Raw genomic sequence first — 17,284 nt, 5'->3', positions numbered from 1 at the left:
AGCCCAGACACCGCCAAGGCGTCTGGGCTTTCATCAAAGCAAAAAGTTTAAAAACTTAGAGCTTATCAATTCCGCTCTTCACGGCGTCTTTTGCATCGCCAGCGGTCTTCTGCACTTTCCCTTTCAGGTTCTGTGCTGCGCCTTCGGCTTCAAGGCGTTCGTTGTCCGTCAGTTTCCCGGTTTCTTCTTTTACCTTGCCGGCAACCTGATTAGCAACGCCTGCCACTTTATCTTTCATGGAGCTCATTTCGATATCCTCCCTTTGTCTGAAAAATAAACGCTGGCTCCTTAGCGAGGTTCCGAAAGCGGGCATAAAAAGTTTCGGGGAGGGCCGGGCAGGCACATTTATCCACTCACATTCAAAAGAGACGATTCTGTAGCTTCCTGTGAGTTTGCCTCCAACCGAACCGGTTGCATGGACAGTCACAAAAACGTGCTATAAATTTTTTGTCATGATTTTTTCGTTCAAATTTAAACCCTTTGTTTTTTCTCTGGCTGCTTTTATCGTGTCCTTCTCCCACGGTTCATATGCCTTTGCGCAGGGAGCCGCCGCGCGAAATGGAAACTACGCCGCTTCAGCCCGCAGTATGGCCTCGGTTTCAACCACTCTGGATAGTGTTGTGGGGAGCCGGCCTTCCCGTATTGCTCAGCAATTTGAACAGGCTTCTGAAACACTCACCATTCAGCCCAATGGCGTGGTCCTGAATAAGCAGGGACAGGTCATAACGCCGGGGTGCCCGGCTGTGCCGATTATGGCGGCGAGGCAGCATAACCCGGGCGGGGTTCCGGCCGAGCCGCAACTTAAGGACACATCCGGCAATAAAGCGACACAGCAGAAGCCTGAGTCTGTCCGTCTTGGTCTGGTACAGGCCCATGCAGGAGGCTCTTTGCAGAAGCAGGTTCTGATGGACGCCTCATTTGCGCCCTCAGGTCTCTATGTCGCGCCACGAGCCTGCCAGCAGGGCGCAGCACCAGACGCCGCACAGCTCCGCAATGCTGCGGGCTCTCTGGCCACAGCAGATGGCAACCTCTTTGCTCTGGCGGGGAACCGTGAGGGCATTGCACAGGCGACACAAGGGCATGCGGACGGCGCCGATATTATTCTGGAAGCCGGAGTGACTGGACAATGAAGCGTCTGCACAAAAGCCTCTGTTTGGGCTCTGTGTGCGTTATGGCGCTGCAGGGCGGTCATGTAGCTCAGGCAGCCTCTTCACGCGCTACAGCGGCATCTTCGCGGCCTGTGCCCCAAATCTGGATGAATTCCAAACTTCCGGACTCTGCGGCAACGCCTAAGCTCCAAACGGGGCAGGAAGACGTATCAACCCATCAGGAGCAAAGCCCTTCTTCCAGTCTTTCGGATAAACCTTTGATTCCAGCTTTGCGCGGGCTTGTGTTTGAGGCCTCAGGCAGCAATGCACCGCAGATGCAGACGCACGCTATTCAGATAAACGGCTTGCCGCTTCTGGAAACTAAAGAGTTTCGGAAAAAGCTTGAGCCGTATCTGGATAAGCCTGCCAGCGCCCGCACCTTTTATGACATTGCCCAGCAGGTGACTGCGCTGTTCAGAGAGAAAGGGCATCCGTTTCTCACAGCCTTTGTGCCCCCGCAGCGTGTGCGTGATGGTATTCTCCATATTAGCGTGGAGGAATATCGTCTTGGTCAGATTACGGTGAGTGGAAACCGATGGTTTTCAGATCGCATTATTCGGAATGCCAGTAGCCTGCATCCTAAAGACACGCTTGCTCTGCAAAACCTGCAGGCTGATCTGGCATGGATAAACGGAAACCCGTTTCGCACGGTTGATATGATTTATCATCCCGGACAAAAAGCAGGTACGACGGACGTGGATTTGCAGGTCTCCGATCGTTTCCCTGTTTACATGTTCGGCTCTTTTAACAATCAGGCAGACCCGACATTGGGGCGCGTTAACTGGAGCCTGGGGGCAACCTGGGGGAATGCGTTTGGTATTGACCATACGCTGTCCTATCAGTTTACCCGCAGTCTGACGGGCCGCTACAACATGCACCTTGGGAGTTGGGAGATTCCTTTGCCATGGCGGGATAAATTGCTGGTCTATGGCACCTATAGCACGTCTGCCCCGGCTGCAGACTGGCCCATCCGAAACTCCGGTATCTCCGGGCAGGCCTCAGTGCGGTATATTCATCAGCTCCCCCATCTGGCTGTTTCGTCCGATGTCGGGCTGGATACGATGCTACAGGCCGGGTTTGACTGGAAAACAACCAATAGTGACCAGTTTTACGTCGCATCGCCCATCATGCTGGGGAATGCGGATACAGACCAGTTTGCCCTGGGTGCGGATATAACGGAGAATGACCATTATGGTCAGACGCACCTGCTGAACGAAGCCTATTACGGCCCGGGTGGACTAACGCATTATGATACGCGCAGGAGTTATCAGACAATTTTCCAGTCTGCTAAACCTGATTATGTTTATGATCGCGTGCAGATTACCCGGACAACAAACCTGCCCTATGGGTTTTCCTCTGTAACAATTGCGTCTGCGCAGGCCACAACCCATAATCTGCTTTATAGTGAGCAGCTTGAATCTGGCGGTATTGGCACCGTGCGGGGATACTATGTGAATACCGCTCTGGGCAGCCGGGGCGAGCAGCTGAGCGAGGAAATCAAGCTTCCTTCATTTTCTCTTAGTAAGCAGCTGGGGATTGGGAAAAATTTCGCGGATACAGAAACGCTTGGTGGGTTTTATGACTGGGGACAAACCTGGAACAAGAAACTCTCGCAAACCAGCAGTAACAAAACCGGTCTGGCAAGTCTTGGGATTGATCTGAATACGAAAATCAACAGGCTGGTTAATATTGTTTTTGATACCGGATGGCGGCTGCGTCCTGCTCCCGATTCAGGAAAAAAAGGCGCGTTCTGTGACTTCAATATTGTAGTGGGGTTATGACAAGCGATGTCTTCTCAAGGTGATCTCTTCAATACGCGTGAAGACAAGCCATTGCCACCCGTTGCGCCTGAGCTTTGGGGGAAGCTTGCACGATCAGCGTTTCGCAGAAAATTCCATCTTAATGCAGAGGATTTATCGTATCTTCAGGAAAAAACTCTGCCGGTTGTGCTGGAGCATGGCGCCGATTTTATTACAAAGCGGCTGGCTCCGGCGCACCCGGCTCGGGATGGCAAACAAACGCCTTGGAAGGGACATCCTGTTTTTGTTGCACAGCATGCCACCGGTACATGCTGCCGTTCATGCCTTGAAAAATGGCATAATTTTTCAAAAGGTTTACAATTAACAGATCTTCAGAAGCGTTATGTTCTGGCGGTTATCGCAGGATGGCTTGAGCACGAACTGGATACAGCGCAGAAGCAGGCCGCTGAGCAAAACTGTTGCCCTGAACAGACAAAGAAGGATGCTGGATCATAAGTCTGATCACCTGCATCCTACACAATAATTTTTACAAAGAGAAAGTCCTTCAAAATCCTCAGGAGGCTTTGGGCGGCTGAACTTCCCTATCCATCAGCAAGGCTGTCACGGCGTTTTTAAACGGCGTAAACGTGTCTGCAAGGCGGAGACCGGCCTGGCGAAGTTGCCGGAACGGCGCGCCATCATGCGTATAAAGCGTGGCGATGCTATTGGTGCCCGCAAAGAGCGGCGCCGTGATCATGCGGTGCTGGCGTTCAAAACGGCGCAGAGCGTGCGCGTTTCCGGCATCCCCTGTTTCTGCAAAAGCCTTGCCCACTTCTGTTGCTAGTGTTTCCTGCCCGCGCAGGCCGAGGTTGAAGCCATGCGCGGTAATTGGGTGCATACCTACAGCAGCATCACCTACCAGCGCCAGACGGCGTGCCGTAAAGCGGTGCGCATACACGCCCTTCAGTGGATAGGCGTGGCGGGTGCTGACAAGGCGCATCTGGCCCAGACGATTGCCAATACGCTGCATGATTTCCTGATTAAAGGCATCGCGCGGCATATCCAGCAGGCGCTGAATGTCTTCAGGTGGCAGGGTCAGCACCAGCGAGGATGCCATCCCATTCACCGGCAGCAGGGCGACAGTCTGGCCTTCATCAAACCATTGCGTTGCGATGTTGTGGTGCGGAGACTCATGTGCCATCCGGCACACCAGCATACTGCGTTTGAAGTCATGGATAATCGCACCAATCCCCGCCCGACGACGCGTGGGAGAAAAGCGGCCATCCGCGCCGACCACAAGTTGAGCCGCCGTCTGGCCGTGTGAGTGGTGGACAACAGCCTGCGTCGGGTTTTGCCGCACGGTTTCGACAGATGTGGAGCCGAGCAGCGTAATACGCGGACGTTCTGAGGCCGCCGCAAACAGTGCGCGTCGGATATGGTTATTGGATACCAGCCAGCCGAGCGCATCCACCCCACGGCCGTTTGTATCAAAGCGCAGTGGGTGCGGAAACTTGCCGGTTTCTACACGAGCTTCCCGAAGCGGGCAGATAGCCGTTTCGGGAATGTAGTCCCATGCTCCATTACTTTGGAGAGTATGCACGGCATGATGGGTCAGGGCGATTTCCCGCCCGTCAAAGGAGGGTTCAGCCCAGACTGTGCGCGGTGCGCGTTCCAGCACCGTGACAGACAGACCAGCACTCTCCAGAGAAAGCGCTGTGGCCAGCCCGACAGGTCCGCCTCCGATAATGGCAACATCTGTCTGTGTCGGTGTGGTCATGACTTTAGGTCCTGTCTGCGGCAAACTGAACGGGCTTGCCAGTCCATGATGCAGTAAACTCAGCCGGGTCAGGCCGTTTAGGAGCGTGCTGTTCGCCTTCCGGCGTGCCGATAAACAGGAAGCCGGCCAGCCGGTGCGGAGCGGGCAGGCCCAGTTCTGCTGCCAGAACGGGATCGTCCACCACATCGCCAGACACCCACACACCGCCAAAGCCTGTGGCGTGCAGGGCGTTCAGCACGTTCATAGCGGCAGCGGCAACAGCCATTTCCTGCTCCCACAACGGAATTTTATGATCCGGGCGCAGATGCATGCCGAGTGCGAGAATAAGCGGCATGGTGGAAAAACGTTTGCGACGCTTTTCAATTTTAAACTCAGGAGCTTCGGCATCCATCCGCTTCATGCTGGCGACAATGCGTTCAGCCAGAACAGGCCGCGCCTCATCCCGGATCACCACATACCGCCACGGACGCAGCTTACCATGGTCTGGTGCCCGCATGGCAGCGGCCAGAATTTCGGAAAGCTGAGCGTCTGACGGCGCGGGTTCTGCCAGATGGTCTGTGGAAGCGCGGGTCAGAAGCATGTCCATGGGTGTCATGATCGAAGGTCCTGTTTCAAAAAACTGAAGAGAGAAGCCTGCTCAGACAGGGAAGGGCGGCAGGGGCTGGCCACCAAGAAGATGCAGATGGAAATGCGGCACTTCCTGCCCGCTATTTTCACCGGCGTTGGTAATCACCCGATACCCGCTCTCATCCAGCCCAAGTTCGGAGGCAATTTTTCCAGCGGCTTTCATGACGCCGGCAATCTCATCCTCGGAAGCTGTTTTCGTAAAATCGATAAAAGAGACATAAGGTTTTTTTGGAATGATCAGAATATGTACAGCGGCTTTGGGCGCAATGTCCTGAAAGGCCAGAACCCATTCATTTTCAAAAACCTTTTTGCACGGAATATCTCCGCGCAGGATTTTAGCAAAAATGTTTCCCGGGTTGTAAGGCCCTGTTCCTTTGACAGCCATGACTTATCCCTTTTTTGACAAAATTTCTTTAGGACGAGAGGCTTTTTCCGTAATGCCGCTTGTGCCTTCCCGGCGGCGTAGTTCTGCCCAGACTTCTTCTGGTGTCACACCGGCATCAACCCACAAAACAATAAGGTGGTAAAGCACATCTGCACTTTCCCCAACCAGAAGATCCTTGCGGCCAGCAACGGCTTCAATCAGGCACTCAACAGCTTCTTCACCAAACTTCTGGGCAATCTTGTAGGTGCCACGGGAGAGCAGGCGGGCAGAGTGGCTCAGGCTGGGGTCTGTGCCCTTGCGGCTCTGCACAACCGTGTAAAGCCGGTCCAGCACGGTCTCATCAGCGGACTGGGAGAGTTTATCTTCCAGAACCTCTTTGGCTTTTTCGGTCTTTTTGGCCACAGCCTCTTTTTTCACACTGCTTTTGGGCGTGGCTTTTGACTGAGTTTTCGGAGTTGCTTTGGCTGTAGCCTTCGTGCTGGCTTTTTTGGTCATGTGCGTGACTTTGCCTGAAAAGGTGAGGGATTGGGGCGTACGGGCAGACCGGCTTCGGCCAGCGCGGTTTTAACCTGAGACACAGTAAACTGGCCAAAGTGGAAGACACTGGCAGCCAGAAGCCCGGTCGCCCCGGCCTCGGCACCTTCCACAAAATGCTTTAGTTCGCCCACGCCGCCAGAGGCGACAATCGGGAGCCTGACGGCCTGTGTTGCGGCTTTCAGCAAGGACAGATCAAAACCTGAGCGTGTGCCGTCCCGGTCCATGGAGGTCAGCAGAATTTCGCCTGCTCCACGTTCCGCCACTTCCCTGCACCAGTCAATGACGTCCCGCCCCGTAGGGGTGCGGCCACCGTGGGTATAGACTTCCCACTTACCAGCCGTGGTTTGCCGCGCGTCTACGCCAACAACCACACATTGACTGCCAAACTTCTGCGCAGCTTCATTAATCAGGTCCGGGCGGGAAACGGCTGCCGAATTCATGGCGCATTTATCGGCCCCGGCCAGCAGCAGGCGGCGCATGTCATCCGTCGTGCGCACACCGCCACCGACTGTCAGCGGCAGGAAAATCCGTTCTGCCGTGCGGCTGACAACATCCAGAATGGTGTCACGGTTTTCATGGCTGGCGGTGATATCCAGAAAGGTCAGTTCATCAGCGCCTGCGGCGTCGTACAGAGCGGCCTGCTCGACAGGGTCTCCGGCATCGCGCAGCTCAACAAAGTTCACGCCTTTCACAACGCGACCATTCTTGACGTCCAGACAGGGGATAACGCGGAGTTTCAGCATCAGGCGAGAACCTTCAGCGCCTCAGCGGGAGAGACCCGGCCATCATACAACGCCCGGCCTACAATAACGCCTTCAATGCCCGGGGCATCATCCGCCGCTTTCCGCAGAGCAGCCAGATGCTCCAGATTGCCTACACCGCCACTGGCGATAACCGGCACGGAAACCGTGTTGGCAAGTGTTACGGTTTGCTCAATGTCGAGACCATCCAGCATACCATCACGGCTGATTTCCGTGAAAATAATAGAAGCCACACCCGCTTCCTGCATCCGCAGGGCGAGTTCGGTTGCCTGCATGTCAGATACTTCGGCCCAGCCTTCGGTGGCGACATGGCCGGAGCGCGCATCAATCCCCGCCACAATCCGGCCGGGGAAGGCACGGCAGGCTTCCTTGACCAGCGCCGGGTTTTTTACGGCCACGGAGCCAAGAATAACGCGGGTCACGCCAGCTTCCAGCCAGGAGGAAATGGCCTTCATATCCCGCAGGCCGCCGCCCAGCTGCATGGGCACCGTGGCGGCGTTCAGAATGGCCTGCACCGCCGGAGCGTTGGCCGACTGGCCTGCAAAGGCACCGTTCAGGTCAACCGCGTGCAGCCATTTAAACCCGGCATCACACCATGCCCGGGCCTGTGCTGCCGGGTCATCCGAATAGACGGTAGCATCATCCATTTCTCCACGGCGCAGGCGCACACAGGCTCCGTCCTTCAGATCAATGGCCGGGTAGAGAGTGAGCGGGCGGGAGGAAGCGGGAGAAGATGCAATCATGTCCGGTGTTTCAACCTGAGGGGAGAAGGAAGGCTCCACGGGGGCAGAGCGCACGGTATCAAGAAGTTTGGTGAAGAACAGCCCACTCACGGTCTGGTCTCCCATTCGCGCAAAGTGCGGGTGCGTGCCCCAGTGCTGGAAGCCCGCTTTCTGGAACAGATTGATGGCCGCCGTCTGTGTGTCCGGCACATCCATGTTCATCACACGGAAGCCCATGCTGCGGGCGGCATTTTCCACCTCATGCAGCAGGGCAGAGCCAAGGCCGCGATTACGGGCGTAGGGTGCGACAAACAGGTGCATCAGGGTGATGCACATGGCCTGACATTCATTATTGCGCGGAGCCCGGACAAGCTGGGCACAGCCAACAATTTCACCTTTCAGACGCACCACAAACAGCATGCGTTCGGGCACCAGAAGCAGCCCTTTGAAGTAGCGCTCCAGAACCTGCCGGCCCTGAGGCTGCACCCAGCCAAAGCCCCCACCATCCAGAATGGCGGCGTCGGCGGCTTCACACAGGGCCTGAAGGTCATCTTCCGTCAGGGACAAAACGCGCTGGACGAGTTTACTCTTAGACATCGCAAAGGGTTTCCGGGGTCCAGGCCAGGAAATTAGCCAGAATCTGCAAGCCGACAGTCTGGCTTTTCTCAACGTGGAACTGCGTGCCTGCCACATTCCCATTGCACACAATGGCTGGAACGGGGCCGCCATAGTCTGTGGTGGCAATCAGGGTTTCCGGCTTTGTGTTTCTCAGCGCGTAGGAATGCACAAAATAGCCATGCGGCGCGGCGCCGAGCCCCTCTGTTAGCGGATGAGGATGGCTGAAGTTCAGCTCATTCCAGCCCATTTGCGGCATACGCAGGCCGGGGGCATCCATGGGAGCAATCTCGCCCGCAATCCAGCCAAAGCCTTCTGTGGTGCCGTGTTCCAGCCCGCGTTCGGCCATGAGCTGCATGCCGACGCATATTCCCAGAAAAGGCGTGCCGGATCGGGTTGCGGTGAGAATGGCGTCTTTCAGACCGGTGATGGACTCGAGCCCGCGGGCACAGTCCGCAAAGGCTCCCTGACCCGGCAGAATGATACGGTCCGCAGCACGGACATCAGCAGGGGAATTGGTGATGCTGACAGTGGCCGCAATGCCCGAAAGCTCTGCCGCGCGGGCTGCCGCGCGGGCTGCAGAGGCCAGATTGCCGCCTTCATAATCAACAACGGCGATGGAGAGAGACTGGGTCATGGGACCTCGCACTTCTGGTTCGTATCAGGAACCGGTTTTCCCCGATGCCTGAGCAGAATGAGGTTCGGGGAAGAAAACTGTCGACGAGACTTATAGCACACCCTTGGTGGAGGGAATGCTGCCCTGCGCCCGTGGGTCTGGTTCCACGGCCATACGGAGGGCGCGTGCTAACGCCTTGAACGCGGCTTCGGCAATATGGTGGCAGTTCTTGCCGGCTTTTTGTGTCAGATGCAGGGTCAGCATGCCGGACATGGCAAAGGCGCGGAAGAATTCTTCCACCAGTTCCGTATCCAGCTCACCAATACGGTCACGGTCAAACGTGGCGTCCCATGCCAGAAACGGGCGGCCGGAAAGGTCCACAACTGCTTCACACAGGGCTTCATCCAGCGGGACCAGCGCATGGCCAAACCGGCGCACGCCGCGCTTGTCACCCAGCGCCTGCCGCAGGGCCTGGCCGATCGCAATACCGGTATCTTCCACCGTATGGTGGCCATCAATATGCAGGTCGCCCTTCACGATAACGGTCAGATCCAGCAGGCCATGCTTGGCCAGTGCTGTCAGCATATGGTCAAAAAAACCAATGCCCGTATCAATGTTGGCCTGTCCTGATCCATCCAGATCAAGAGTGACGGCAATATCGGTTTCGCTGGTAACGCGATGAAGGGTGGCTTGGCGTGCTGTGCTCATGGTGGGGTGCTTTATAACGGAAGACGCGCCCCGATACCATCAGGCACGGGGCGGGAAGTGGGAAAGATCGTCAGCTTTTCGGAACATTCCGGTCCAGTTCCGCAAGCCACAGGGTGGCATTGCCATCGGAGGGTGCACGCCAGTCCCCGCGCGGGGAGAGGCTGCCGCCCGCCATTACCTTCGGGCCGTTGGGCATCGCGGAGCGTTTGAACTGGCTGGTGCCAAAAAAACGACGCAGGAAGATGTGCAGCCAGTGGCGGATGGTTGGCAGATCATACGCCTTACGGTCCTGCTCTAAAAAGCCGGGAGGCCAGTTGCCAATGGACGCATCGCGCCAGACCTGGTCGGCCATGAAGGCAATGCGCGAGGGCGTAAAGCCGTAGCGCAGGACGTAAAACAGGGTGAAGTCATGCAGCGCATAGGGGCCGATAATGTCTTCCGTGCTTTGCGGTCCGTTTTCTCCCACAGGCACCAGTTCCGGCGAGATTTCTGTCGCCAGAATGGTGGAAAGCAGAGGTGTTACGTCAGGCGAGAAGTGGCCGGAGGCAATGGCCCAGCGGATAATGTGCTGGATGAGTGTTTTGGGCAGACCGGCATTCACATTGTAATGCGCCATCTGGTCCCCCACGCCGTAGGTGCACCAGCCCAGAGCCAGCTCGGAGAGATCGCCGGTGCCAATCACCATCCCCTGATGCTGGTTGGCCAGACGGAACAGGAAGTCCGTCCGCAGGCCTGCCTGCACGTTCTCAAACGTGATGTCATGCACCGGTTCGCCCTGCGCAAACGGGTGCTTGATTTCGCGCAGCATGAGCGAGGCGGCGGGGCGGATGTCCAGCACCTCATTCCCGGTGCCGAGGGCCGTCATCAGGGCCTGTGCGCTGGCCAGCGTTTTCTCCGTCGTGCCAAAGCCGGGCATGGTGTAGCCCAGCACAGCGCTGCGGGGCCAGCCTAACTCATCCGCAGCCCGCACGGCCACCAGAAGCGCCTGTGTGGAGTCGAGGCCGCCGGAAATACCAATGACCATCCGTTTGACGCCACTGGTGCGGAGCCGTTGCTTGAGGGCGGAAACCTGAATGGTAAAGGCCTCAAAGCAATCTTGTGCCAGTCGGTCTGCATCATTGGGCACAAAGGGGAAGCGGGAAAGCGGGCGACGCAGGCCTATGTCTGCCATAGGGGGCGTGAGCGTGCAGCGGATGCGCCGCCACGCAGGAGCATGGGCCTGCATGGCACTGGCGTTGGCGGCAAATGTGCCCATGCGCAGGCGTTCCTGCCGGAGCAGGGTGAGGTCAATATCTGCTACGACATGCTGAGAACCGGAGGGGAAGCGCTCACTTTGGGCCAGCACCTCACCATTTTCAAAAATGGCGATCTGTCCGTCCCATGCGACGTCGTTGGTAGATTCGCCTTCTCCGGCAGCGGCATAAAGATACGCGGCGACACAGCGGGCGGACTGCGCACGGCAGAGCAGGGTGCGGGTTTCGGCTTTGCCCACCGTTATGTCACTGGCAGAGGGGTTGGCCAGAATGGTGGCGCCAGCGAGGGCGGCCAGTGTGCCGGGCGGTGCAGGCACCCAGAGATCTTCACAGAGTTCGAGCGCAAGGCAGAAGCCGGGCACGTCTTCCGCTTCAAACAGCAGATCGGTCCCGAATGGGATAACCGCACCGTTCAGCCGCAGTGTCTGGCCCTGTATGGCCACGCCGGGTCTGAAATGCCGGGCTTCATAAAACTCGCGATAATTCGGTAGGTAGCTTTTGGGGACAATGCCCTGCACGGTGCCCCGGTGGATGACAACGGCGCAGTTATAAAGAGCATTGTCATGCCGTAGGGGCGCACCCACGACCAGAATGGGCAGCAGGTCAGCAGACGCTGCGGCCAGATCAGTAATCGCCTGCTCGACGCCGTTGAGCAGGGCTTCCTGCTGGCGGAGGTCGTCAATGGCATAACCAGACAGTCCCAGTTCCGGGAACACGCACAGCACCGCGCCATTCTCCCCGCAGGTCTGGGCAGCTTCCAGCGTGCGCTGCGCGTTTGTGGCCGGGTCCGCCAGCGCAACGGGGACTGTGCAGGCCGCAACACGGGCAAAGCCCTGATGATACAGCGCGTGAAATGCGGAAGCCGACAACGCGTTCCATCCTTTATGCTGATGGGAAAGAGAGCTCAGACCATGATTGCAGAGAAGTGGACCCGCGCCAACACAAGGACTTTCCGGGCTTCCGGCATGCTTGGCGCTGAGGGGTGGAGAGGTCATTCAAAATAAACGAAAAAAATATAAAAAACCCTCTTGCGCGTTTTGTCGAACCCCCTTAGAAGGAGGCCATCCGATGCGGGCGTAGCTCAGGGGTAGAGCACAACCTTGCCAAGGTTGGGGTCGTGGGTTCGAATCCCATCGCCCGCTCCAAATTTTCAAGAAAATTTGAGTGGTATGCATCAAGGTCGCGCAAGCGACCTTTTTTGCGTTTTGGGCCTCGGCGGTTCTGAAATGTAAGAAGTCTGAAGCTTTGTTTTACCCACATGACTGGGCGGAAAAAAGGTGTGGCACCACAAGGGGTGCCACAGGAAAACGATGCTTTCAGCTGAAGGTTTATGAAACCTTTTCGCGCTCTTTGGCGGCTTTCTGCACCAGTTTGATCCAGCCGTGACGGCTTTCAACAAGCTCCACCACGCGCTGCTTATGGGCGTCCTGCTCGGTTACGCTGCTGGTCATGGAGGTGCGATGCACCCGGTATTCTGCAAGAATTTCCGGAACATGCGTGCCCTGTAAGCCAAGTTCCGCAAAAGAACACCACAGATCGTAATCTTCCCAGCCCATCGCGGAGCGGCTGACATAATAGCCTCCCGCAGCCGCCCAGGCCCATTTTGCAACAAGCGCCATGGCATCAATATAGTTGCCGGCAACCAACTGCATGGGGTGGTAGGGTTTGTCGCCCAACACCTTATGGCGTGTTGGCTCTCCAAACTGTTCCAGAATGGGGTAGGCGTAGGCTGTCATCTCGTTCGTAGCTGCCAGCAGAGATGCACAGGCGTCCGGCAACAGGCGGTTATCGGCATCCAGAGGCAGGAAGAAAGACGTTTCCGCATGTGTCACGCCACAGTTGCGTGCCCCACCGAGCCCCGCATTCACAGTTGTTTTCAGCAGAATGAGCCGGTTAAAGCGGGCGCTATGCTGCGTCATCCAGGCCGCAATCAGAGCAATCGAGTCGTCTGATGAGCCATCATCCACCACGACCAGATCCAGCAGATCAATGGTCTGCGCCCGAACGGACTCCAGTGCTTCCAGAATGAAAGCTTCATAATTATAGGACGTGATGATTACGGTAATAGCAGCTTCGTCCATTCTATCCTGATGGAACAGGACCTCATGTGGGGGGACATCCGGCAGACCTTTGCTGCGATAAGCGCCACGGGCAATCTGAAGTTCGGAGGCACGGGCGGCGGCCTGCTCCCCGCCGAGTCCTTCAAAAATACTGTCAAATACCAGCGCCTGGCGTTGCGGCCCGAAATACCACAGAGATCCATGATAGGCTGCGTCTGCCATACGGCGACGTAAGTCTGGATTTTCCAGAAGCGTGCGCAGGGCGGTTTCCCATTCTTCCGGCGTATCCGCCAGAAAGCCACTGATACCATCCACAATGCACTGACGGAATGGTGCTGTGGGGGAGACAATGGACGGAACGCCTGCCAGAGCCGCCTCAAAAAATTTCAGTTCGCTTTTGGCGTTACAGAAGAGCGACCCGGCTTCCAGCGGTGCGATGGAGATATCAAACCGGGCTGTCTCTTCCGGCAGTTCGGGCAGGGGAACCATATCCCGCCATTCAATCTGGTCCGACACGGGGGTCAGTTCCGGAAACTCGTTCATGAGCAGGACGGGGCGGTGATTGCCCGACTCCCGAAACAGAACCAGCCGCAGGTCTGCCCGCTCCAGCATCAGTTTTGCCAGAATTCCGGCAACGCGGGCAAAATCGCGCTGATGCGTGCGGGAGCCCGTGGCATAGCCAATGCGAACAAAACCGTCTGACCCAATCCAGTGCTTTTTACGCATGGCCATCCGGCTGCGTCGCAGAGAGTCCGAATCAAAGGTATTAGGAACAGTATAGGTCAGCGGTTTATTGATGCGCATCAGGCCTGCAAGGGTATCGGTAGGGGCTATGCACAGATCAGAACGCATCATGGTGCGGCGCATTTCTGTGAAAACAGTTTCAATACGCTGTTCTGTCGCACCAATACTGCGGATACCATCAATAATATCAAACCGCGCCAGATGCGGCAGGAACGTAATGTCATCGGTATCGAAAATGATGCCAGCCCCATTTTCCCGCGCCAGTTGCAGCAGAATATCGACATGCCCACTGAATTCTACGCGCCACAGAATGACGATATCCGCCCAGCTCAAATCATCCGGGTTGACGTCTGCGCACGGTTTCCAGCGTGCCTCATGTCCCGCCCGCAGACAGGCAGCAGCATTCCGAATGCAGCGATACTGCACGCCGGGGGACTCCGGCTCACCAGCAACAAACAGCACCTTGTGACGCGGGTTGCGCAGTGTGACAGGCTGAAGAGCTGATGTGTGGTCAGCCTGCACGGAGGGAAGAGGTATGCTCGAGTCCGTTATCATGGCGTCGGTCAGAGCGGGTGGTTCAGGTTGCTCTGACATTACCGGCGGCGGGATGGTAATGTCTGGTTCTGTGAGGTCTGGCGGGGTCGGCAGGTCCGGCACAAAAGGGGCCATGGAGCCACGGACCATCGTACGGGCCAGAGAGCGGAGGAAGCCTGCTGGTGTGGAAAGGAAATCACGTAGAGCATTCAGCCCTTCTGCACGGCTCCTGACTTCCTGAGAGAATACTGCCCAGACTTCCGCGTTACGATGGAAATGTAAAAGTGCCCGAGAGAGGGATGCAGAGAGTGCTGTGTTGGCCTCTCTGAGCACGAGAGCATGGTTACGCCAGAATGTGGCATACGCGTGTAGTGTGCTATTTTCAGTTTCGAGACGGGTTCTTTCCGCGTCCAGATTGGCCTTTAGAGACGTTTTTTCTTGTTTTGTATTGAGAAACAATAACTGTTGTTGACGAAGTTCTTCTTGAAGACCCTGTATTTTGTCAGTCTGCGCTGACAGTAACGCCTTGTTTTCCCAAAATTGTCCGGCTTGACTAAACCGTTCGCGAAGAAGCGTTTTTTTCAGAAGGCCATCTTCTGAACGGGTAGAATTTTTTGTTAATATAAAACTCACGTCAGTATTGTGCGGTGGGGTTGTAGCAAGAAGGCCAAGCCCCCCGGCATGGAAAAAACTGAATGTTAGGAAAGTTTTTTCAAATTCTGCCCATAGAGGGCGTCCCGCAGGAGAGGCTGTGCCTCCAAGCAGCACCAGACTGCCTGCTGGAAGCTTGTCCAGTTCAGATTTTAAATGCTCGGGCGTCTGCCATGACGGGGAGGCGTAATAATAGAGTGCGGAGTCGGCTTCCTTCTCCAAGGAAAAGAGCCGCGTTTCGACCAGGCGGGTCGGCAGAATCTGGTTGTGAATTGCCTGGATCAGGGTCTCTCTGACTGAACGACTCGCTCCGATAAGAACGAGAGTTTCGGGAGACAGAACACAGAGCAGCCATATGATAAAAGGCAGATGGCCGCAGCCTGCAGTGTCACCGTCCGTCAGGGTAATCTGTGTAAAAAATGGTTCAGGCTCCGCTGTGCAGAGAGACAAGACAGAGGAGACGGGCTTGCGGAGCGGTGATCTTGATAAAGATGCAGGCATGGGAAAGCAAAATGTCCTGATTTCAAAGCAAGAGACTATTTTGCCGGGAACTGACTATTTGACAATCTGAAAGCTCATTTTTCTTAATTTAGTACTAATGAGGATAGCATTAAGTTAACTATCGCGTATTGGGTACCTGATCTTGAGTGTCTCTTTTTAGAAGCATTTACAAAAAAAAGCGTTGAACATTGAGAATACTCACAAGATGCTTGCATATTCGTATGGGCTTCGCCTAAAACGAAGCCTGACGTTGTTGTGCCGCTGTATGGGTGTGACCCGATCGTGCCTAATAAAGCGGGCTTAGAAAAGGACGGATAAATATGGCGATTATCACCGTTGCCGGTGCGTCAGGAGGGACCGTACAGGTCACTGTTGATGGTGCTATGAACACTGCGTTCGTAGGCCGGACACAGGCTCTTGCGGACCAGCTTTCTGATCAGTTGAATAATCAGGGTATCCTGGATGCCCGTTATTTGAACACTGGCTCAAACAGCAAAGCCACTGGTTCCAGCAACCAGTCTGGTTATGGCGTGGTTACGGCAGCTGGCTCCTATCAGGTCTCCGGCGATTTCCGCTGGCTGACGGTTGGCTCCAACTCTGCCACGACCGCTCCCAGCACCGCTCTGGATGCCTGGGTCAATATTGATGCCAGCAAAGTGACGACAGATTATCTGAGCGTTGTTGCAGGTACCACGCAGGGCGTGTCTTTCCGTGCAGGTTCCAGCGGCGGCCTGTTCGTCGGTGGTTCGGGCGACAACCTGTTCCAGGGTGATTATCTGGACCAGAATCCTGGTGCATGGGACATCCGTACCGGTGATGGCAATGACACCATCAACGGCGGCAATGGTAACGACACCATCTATGCTGGTGCCGGTAACAACACCATCACTCTGGGCACAGGCGTGAACTATGTTCACTCTGACGGTCAGGATACGATTACCGCAACGTCTGGTGTGCAGAGCATCACGCTGAACGGTGGTAACTCCTTCGTTAACGTTGGTGACAACTCTCTGGTTGTTGACGCTGCCGGTAACGAGCAGATCACGGTTGGTGGCGCGAGCACCGTAACCGGTGGCTCTAACGACTACATCAACATGGCTGGTGCAACCGGCACGGTTGAGGGTGGTCAGCGGAACACCATTTCCGCTGCGCATGGTGACCTTTACACCACGCACACGGATACGGCGCTCATCAACGCCAGCGGCGCGCTGACCTTCGTTGGTGGCACGGGTGACACGACCATTACGGCGGGTCAGGCAACCATCTTCGGTTCCAACAACCTGAATGCTCACTTTGACGGTACGTCTGCCGACTCTCTGTTCGTAGCGAACGACGGTAACGAAACGCTGGACGGTGCGTCTTCCGCATTTGGTATCCACGCCTTCGGTAACGTTGTGGGCACGACAGGCACACAGACGTTTATCGGTGGTTCCGCTTCCGATACGCTGGTTGCTGGTGTTGGCAATGCAACGCTGACGGGTGGTTCTGGTGCGGCAAACGTGTTCGGCTTCCGCGACGGGATTGCTGGCGCTGACTACACCATCACCGACTTCGGTAGCGCTGCTGGCAACTCTGTGCTGCTGGTTGACTACGATTATACGGCGTCTCAGTTCCAGCAGGATGTGCTGGACAAGGCAGCGCATAATGGCAGCAACACGACGATCACGCTGTCTGACAACAGCAAGATCACCTTTGTTGATGTTTCTGACCTGACGACGAACCAGTTCAGCGGCCTGAAGTAAAATTCAGCTAAAGACGGTTTGAACGTTAAGGAAACCGGGCCGAAAGGCCCGGTTTTCTTTTGGGTAAAATGTTAGTAAAATTTTTCAATTCTTTGTCTTATTGAAAGAGTGCTGCCTGTGAGTGATTTGACTGAAGATTCAGAGAAAATCAGACAGGTTCTGGC

General features: G+C 56.0%; 15 protein-coding genes and 1 tRNA gene. 5 read left to right on the top strand and 11 right to left on the bottom strand.

The annotated features are described in order from the left end of the window. Positions 1-55 precede the first annotated feature (55 nt). Entirely contained in the window at positions 56-247 is a 192-nt protein-coding gene (locus tag ACHQGU_RS14655) for a CsbD family protein (protein WP_062248314.1), read from the bottom strand. Positions 248-506: 259 nt separating this feature from the next. On the opposite strand from ACHQGU_RS14655, the gene ACHQGU_RS14650 reads away from it, so the two are divergent. From ACHQGU_RS14650 to ACHQGU_RS14640, 3 genes are all read left to right on the top strand, one after another. After that, complete coding sequence (locus tag ACHQGU_RS14650; protein WP_395495475.1) at positions 507-1,130, top strand: hypothetical protein; 624 nt, start codon at positions 507-509, stop codon at positions 1,128-1,130. A gap of 125 nt (positions 1,131-1,255) precedes the next feature. Further along, positions 1,256-2,929 carry a ShlB/FhaC/HecB family hemolysin secretion/activation protein gene (locus ACHQGU_RS14645; RefSeq protein WP_395495474.1) on the top strand — a complete coding sequence of 558 codons (1,674 nt, stop codon included), beginning with the start codon at positions 1,256-1,258 and terminating at the stop codon, positions 2,927-2,929. 6 nt (positions 2,930-2,935) lie between these two features. Continuing rightward, entirely contained in the window at positions 2,936-3,403 is a 468-nt protein-coding gene (locus tag ACHQGU_RS14640) for a DUF4186 domain-containing protein (RefSeq protein WP_395495473.1), read from the top strand. Between the two features lie 58 nt (positions 3,404-3,461). Here the strand turns inward: ACHQGU_RS14640 and ubiM are convergent, their stop codons facing one another. From ubiM to ACHQGU_RS14595, 9 genes are all read right to left on the bottom strand, one after another. Then, the gene (ubiM, locus tag ACHQGU_RS14635; RefSeq protein ID WP_062273131.1) at positions 3,462-4,664 is read right to left on the bottom strand and encodes a 5-demethoxyubiquinol-8 5-hydroxylase UbiM; all 1,203 of its coding nucleotides are present in this window, start codon (positions 4,662-4,664) and stop codon (positions 3,462-3,464) included. Positions 4,665-4,668: 4 nt separating this feature from the next. Next, positions 4,669-5,259 (bottom strand): nitroreductase, encoded by a 591-nt coding sequence (locus tag ACHQGU_RS14630; RefSeq protein WP_062141240.1) that lies wholly within the window; start codon positions 5,257-5,259, stop codon positions 4,669-4,671. A 42-nt stretch (positions 5,260-5,301) separates the two neighbouring features. Further along, positions 5,302-5,676 carry a histidine triad nucleotide-binding protein gene (locus tag ACHQGU_RS14625; protein ID WP_395495472.1) on the bottom strand — a complete coding sequence of 125 codons (375 nt, stop codon included), beginning with the start codon at positions 5,674-5,676 and terminating at the stop codon, positions 5,302-5,304. Between the two features lie 3 nt (positions 5,677-5,679). After that, positions 5,680-6,171 carry a phosphoribosyl-ATP diphosphatase gene (locus tag ACHQGU_RS14620; RefSeq protein WP_395495471.1) on the bottom strand — a complete coding sequence of 164 codons (492 nt, stop codon included), beginning with the start codon at positions 6,169-6,171 and terminating at the stop codon, positions 5,680-5,682. Beyond that, on the bottom strand, positions 6,168-6,956 hold the full coding sequence (gene hisF / locus ACHQGU_RS14615; protein ID WP_043550347.1) for an imidazole glycerol phosphate synthase subunit HisF: 789 nt from the start codon (positions 6,954-6,956) through the stop codon (positions 6,168-6,170). Before hisF ends, ACHQGU_RS14620 begins: the two co-directional genes overlap by 4 nt. After that, positions 6,956-8,293, bottom strand: coding sequence for a 1-(5-phosphoribosyl)-5-[(5-phosphoribosylamino)methylideneamino]imidazole-4-carboxamide isomerase (gene hisA, locus ACHQGU_RS14610; protein ID WP_062141242.1), 1,338 nt, complete (start codon positions 8,291-8,293; stop codon positions 6,956-6,958). Before hisA ends, hisF begins: the two co-directional genes overlap by 1 nt. Next, a complete protein-coding gene (gene hisH, locus ACHQGU_RS14605; RefSeq protein WP_215753777.1) occupies positions 8,286-8,948 on the bottom strand; it encodes an imidazole glycerol phosphate synthase subunit HisH in 663 nt (220 codons plus the stop codon). The genes hisA and hisH overlap by 8 nt, the downstream gene beginning before the upstream one ends. A gap of 90 nt (positions 8,949-9,038) precedes the next feature. Next, positions 9,039-9,635, bottom strand: coding sequence for an imidazoleglycerol-phosphate dehydratase HisB (gene hisB / locus ACHQGU_RS14600; RefSeq protein WP_043550343.1), 597 nt, complete (start codon positions 9,633-9,635; stop codon positions 9,039-9,041). Between the two features lie 70 nt (positions 9,636-9,705). Next, a complete protein-coding gene (locus ACHQGU_RS14595; protein ID WP_395495470.1) occupies positions 9,706-11,757 on the bottom strand; it encodes an NAD(+) synthase in 2,052 nt (683 codons plus the stop codon). 201 nt (positions 11,758-11,958) lie between these two features. Between ACHQGU_RS14595 and ACHQGU_RS14590 the strand changes: the two genes are divergently transcribed. Then, a tRNA-Gly gene (locus ACHQGU_RS14590) sits at positions 11,959-12,033 on the top strand. A 183-nt stretch (positions 12,034-12,216) separates the two neighbouring features. Here ACHQGU_RS14590 and ACHQGU_RS14585 read toward each other — a convergent pair. After that, a complete protein-coding gene (locus tag ACHQGU_RS14585) occupies positions 12,217-14,559 on the bottom strand; it encodes a glycosyltransferase (protein ID WP_395495469.1) in 2,343 nt (780 codons plus the stop codon). 1,139 nt (positions 14,560-15,698) lie between these two features. Between ACHQGU_RS14585 and ACHQGU_RS14580 the strand changes: the two genes are divergently transcribed. Next, on the top strand, positions 15,699-17,120 hold the full coding sequence (locus ACHQGU_RS14580) for a calcium-binding protein (protein ID WP_062273139.1): 1,422 nt from the start codon (positions 15,699-15,701) through the stop codon (positions 17,118-17,120). The last annotated feature ends 164 nt before the right edge of the window (positions 17,121-17,284 follow it).

The sequence above is a fragment of the Acetobacter sp. KSO5 genome (assembly GCF_044094635.1).
Classification (GTDB): Bacteria; Pseudomonadota; Alphaproteobacteria; order Acetobacterales; family Acetobacteraceae; genus Acetobacter; species Acetobacter cerevisiae.
The sequence above is the reverse complement of the archived record's forward strand: the minus strand, read 5'-3'. Positions and strand labels throughout refer to the sequence as shown.

Bases quoted from the DNA above. Each gene is read 5' to 3' on its own strand.
- hisB (WP_043550343.1), bottom strand. From the start codon at position 9,635: ATGAGCACAGCACGCCAAGCCACCCTTCATCGCGTTACCAGCGAAACC.
- ACHQGU_RS14645 (WP_395495474.1), top strand. From the start codon at position 1,256: ATGAATTCCAAACTTCCGGACTCTGCGGCAACGCCTAAGCTCCAAACG.
- hisH (WP_215753777.1), bottom strand. From the start codon at position 8,948: ATGACCCAGTCTCTCTCCATCGCCGTTGTTGATTATGAAGGCGGCAAT.
- ACHQGU_RS14620 (WP_395495471.1), bottom strand. From the start codon at position 6,171: ATGACCAAAAAAGCCAGCACGAAGGCTACAGCCAAAGCAACTCCGAAA.
- ACHQGU_RS14625 (WP_395495472.1), bottom strand. From the start codon at position 5,676: ATGGCTGTCAAAGGAACAGGGCCTTACAACCCGGGAAACATTTTTGCT.
- ACHQGU_RS14580 (WP_062273139.1), top strand. From the start codon at position 15,699: ATGGCGATTATCACCGTTGCCGGTGCGTCAGGAGGGACCGTACAGGTC.
- ubiM (WP_062273131.1), bottom strand. From the start codon at position 4,664: ATGACCACACCGACACAGACAGATGTTGCCATTATCGGAGGCGGACCT.
- ACHQGU_RS14640 (WP_395495473.1), top strand. From the start codon at position 2,936: ATGTCTTCTCAAGGTGATCTCTTCAATACGCGTGAAGACAAGCCATTG.
- hisA (WP_062141242.1), bottom strand. From the start codon at position 8,293: ATGTCTAAGAGTAAACTCGTCCAGCGCGTTTTGTCCCTGACGGAAGAT.
- ACHQGU_RS14630 (WP_062141240.1), bottom strand. From the start codon at position 5,259: ATGACACCCATGGACATGCTTCTGACCCGCGCTTCCACAGACCATCTG.
- hisF (WP_043550347.1), bottom strand. From the start codon at position 6,956: ATGCTGAAACTCCGCGTTATCCCCTGTCTGGACGTCAAGAATGGTCGC.
- ACHQGU_RS14655 (WP_062248314.1), bottom strand. From the start codon at position 247: ATGAGCTCCATGAAAGATAAAGTGGCAGGCGTTGCTAATCAGGTTGCC.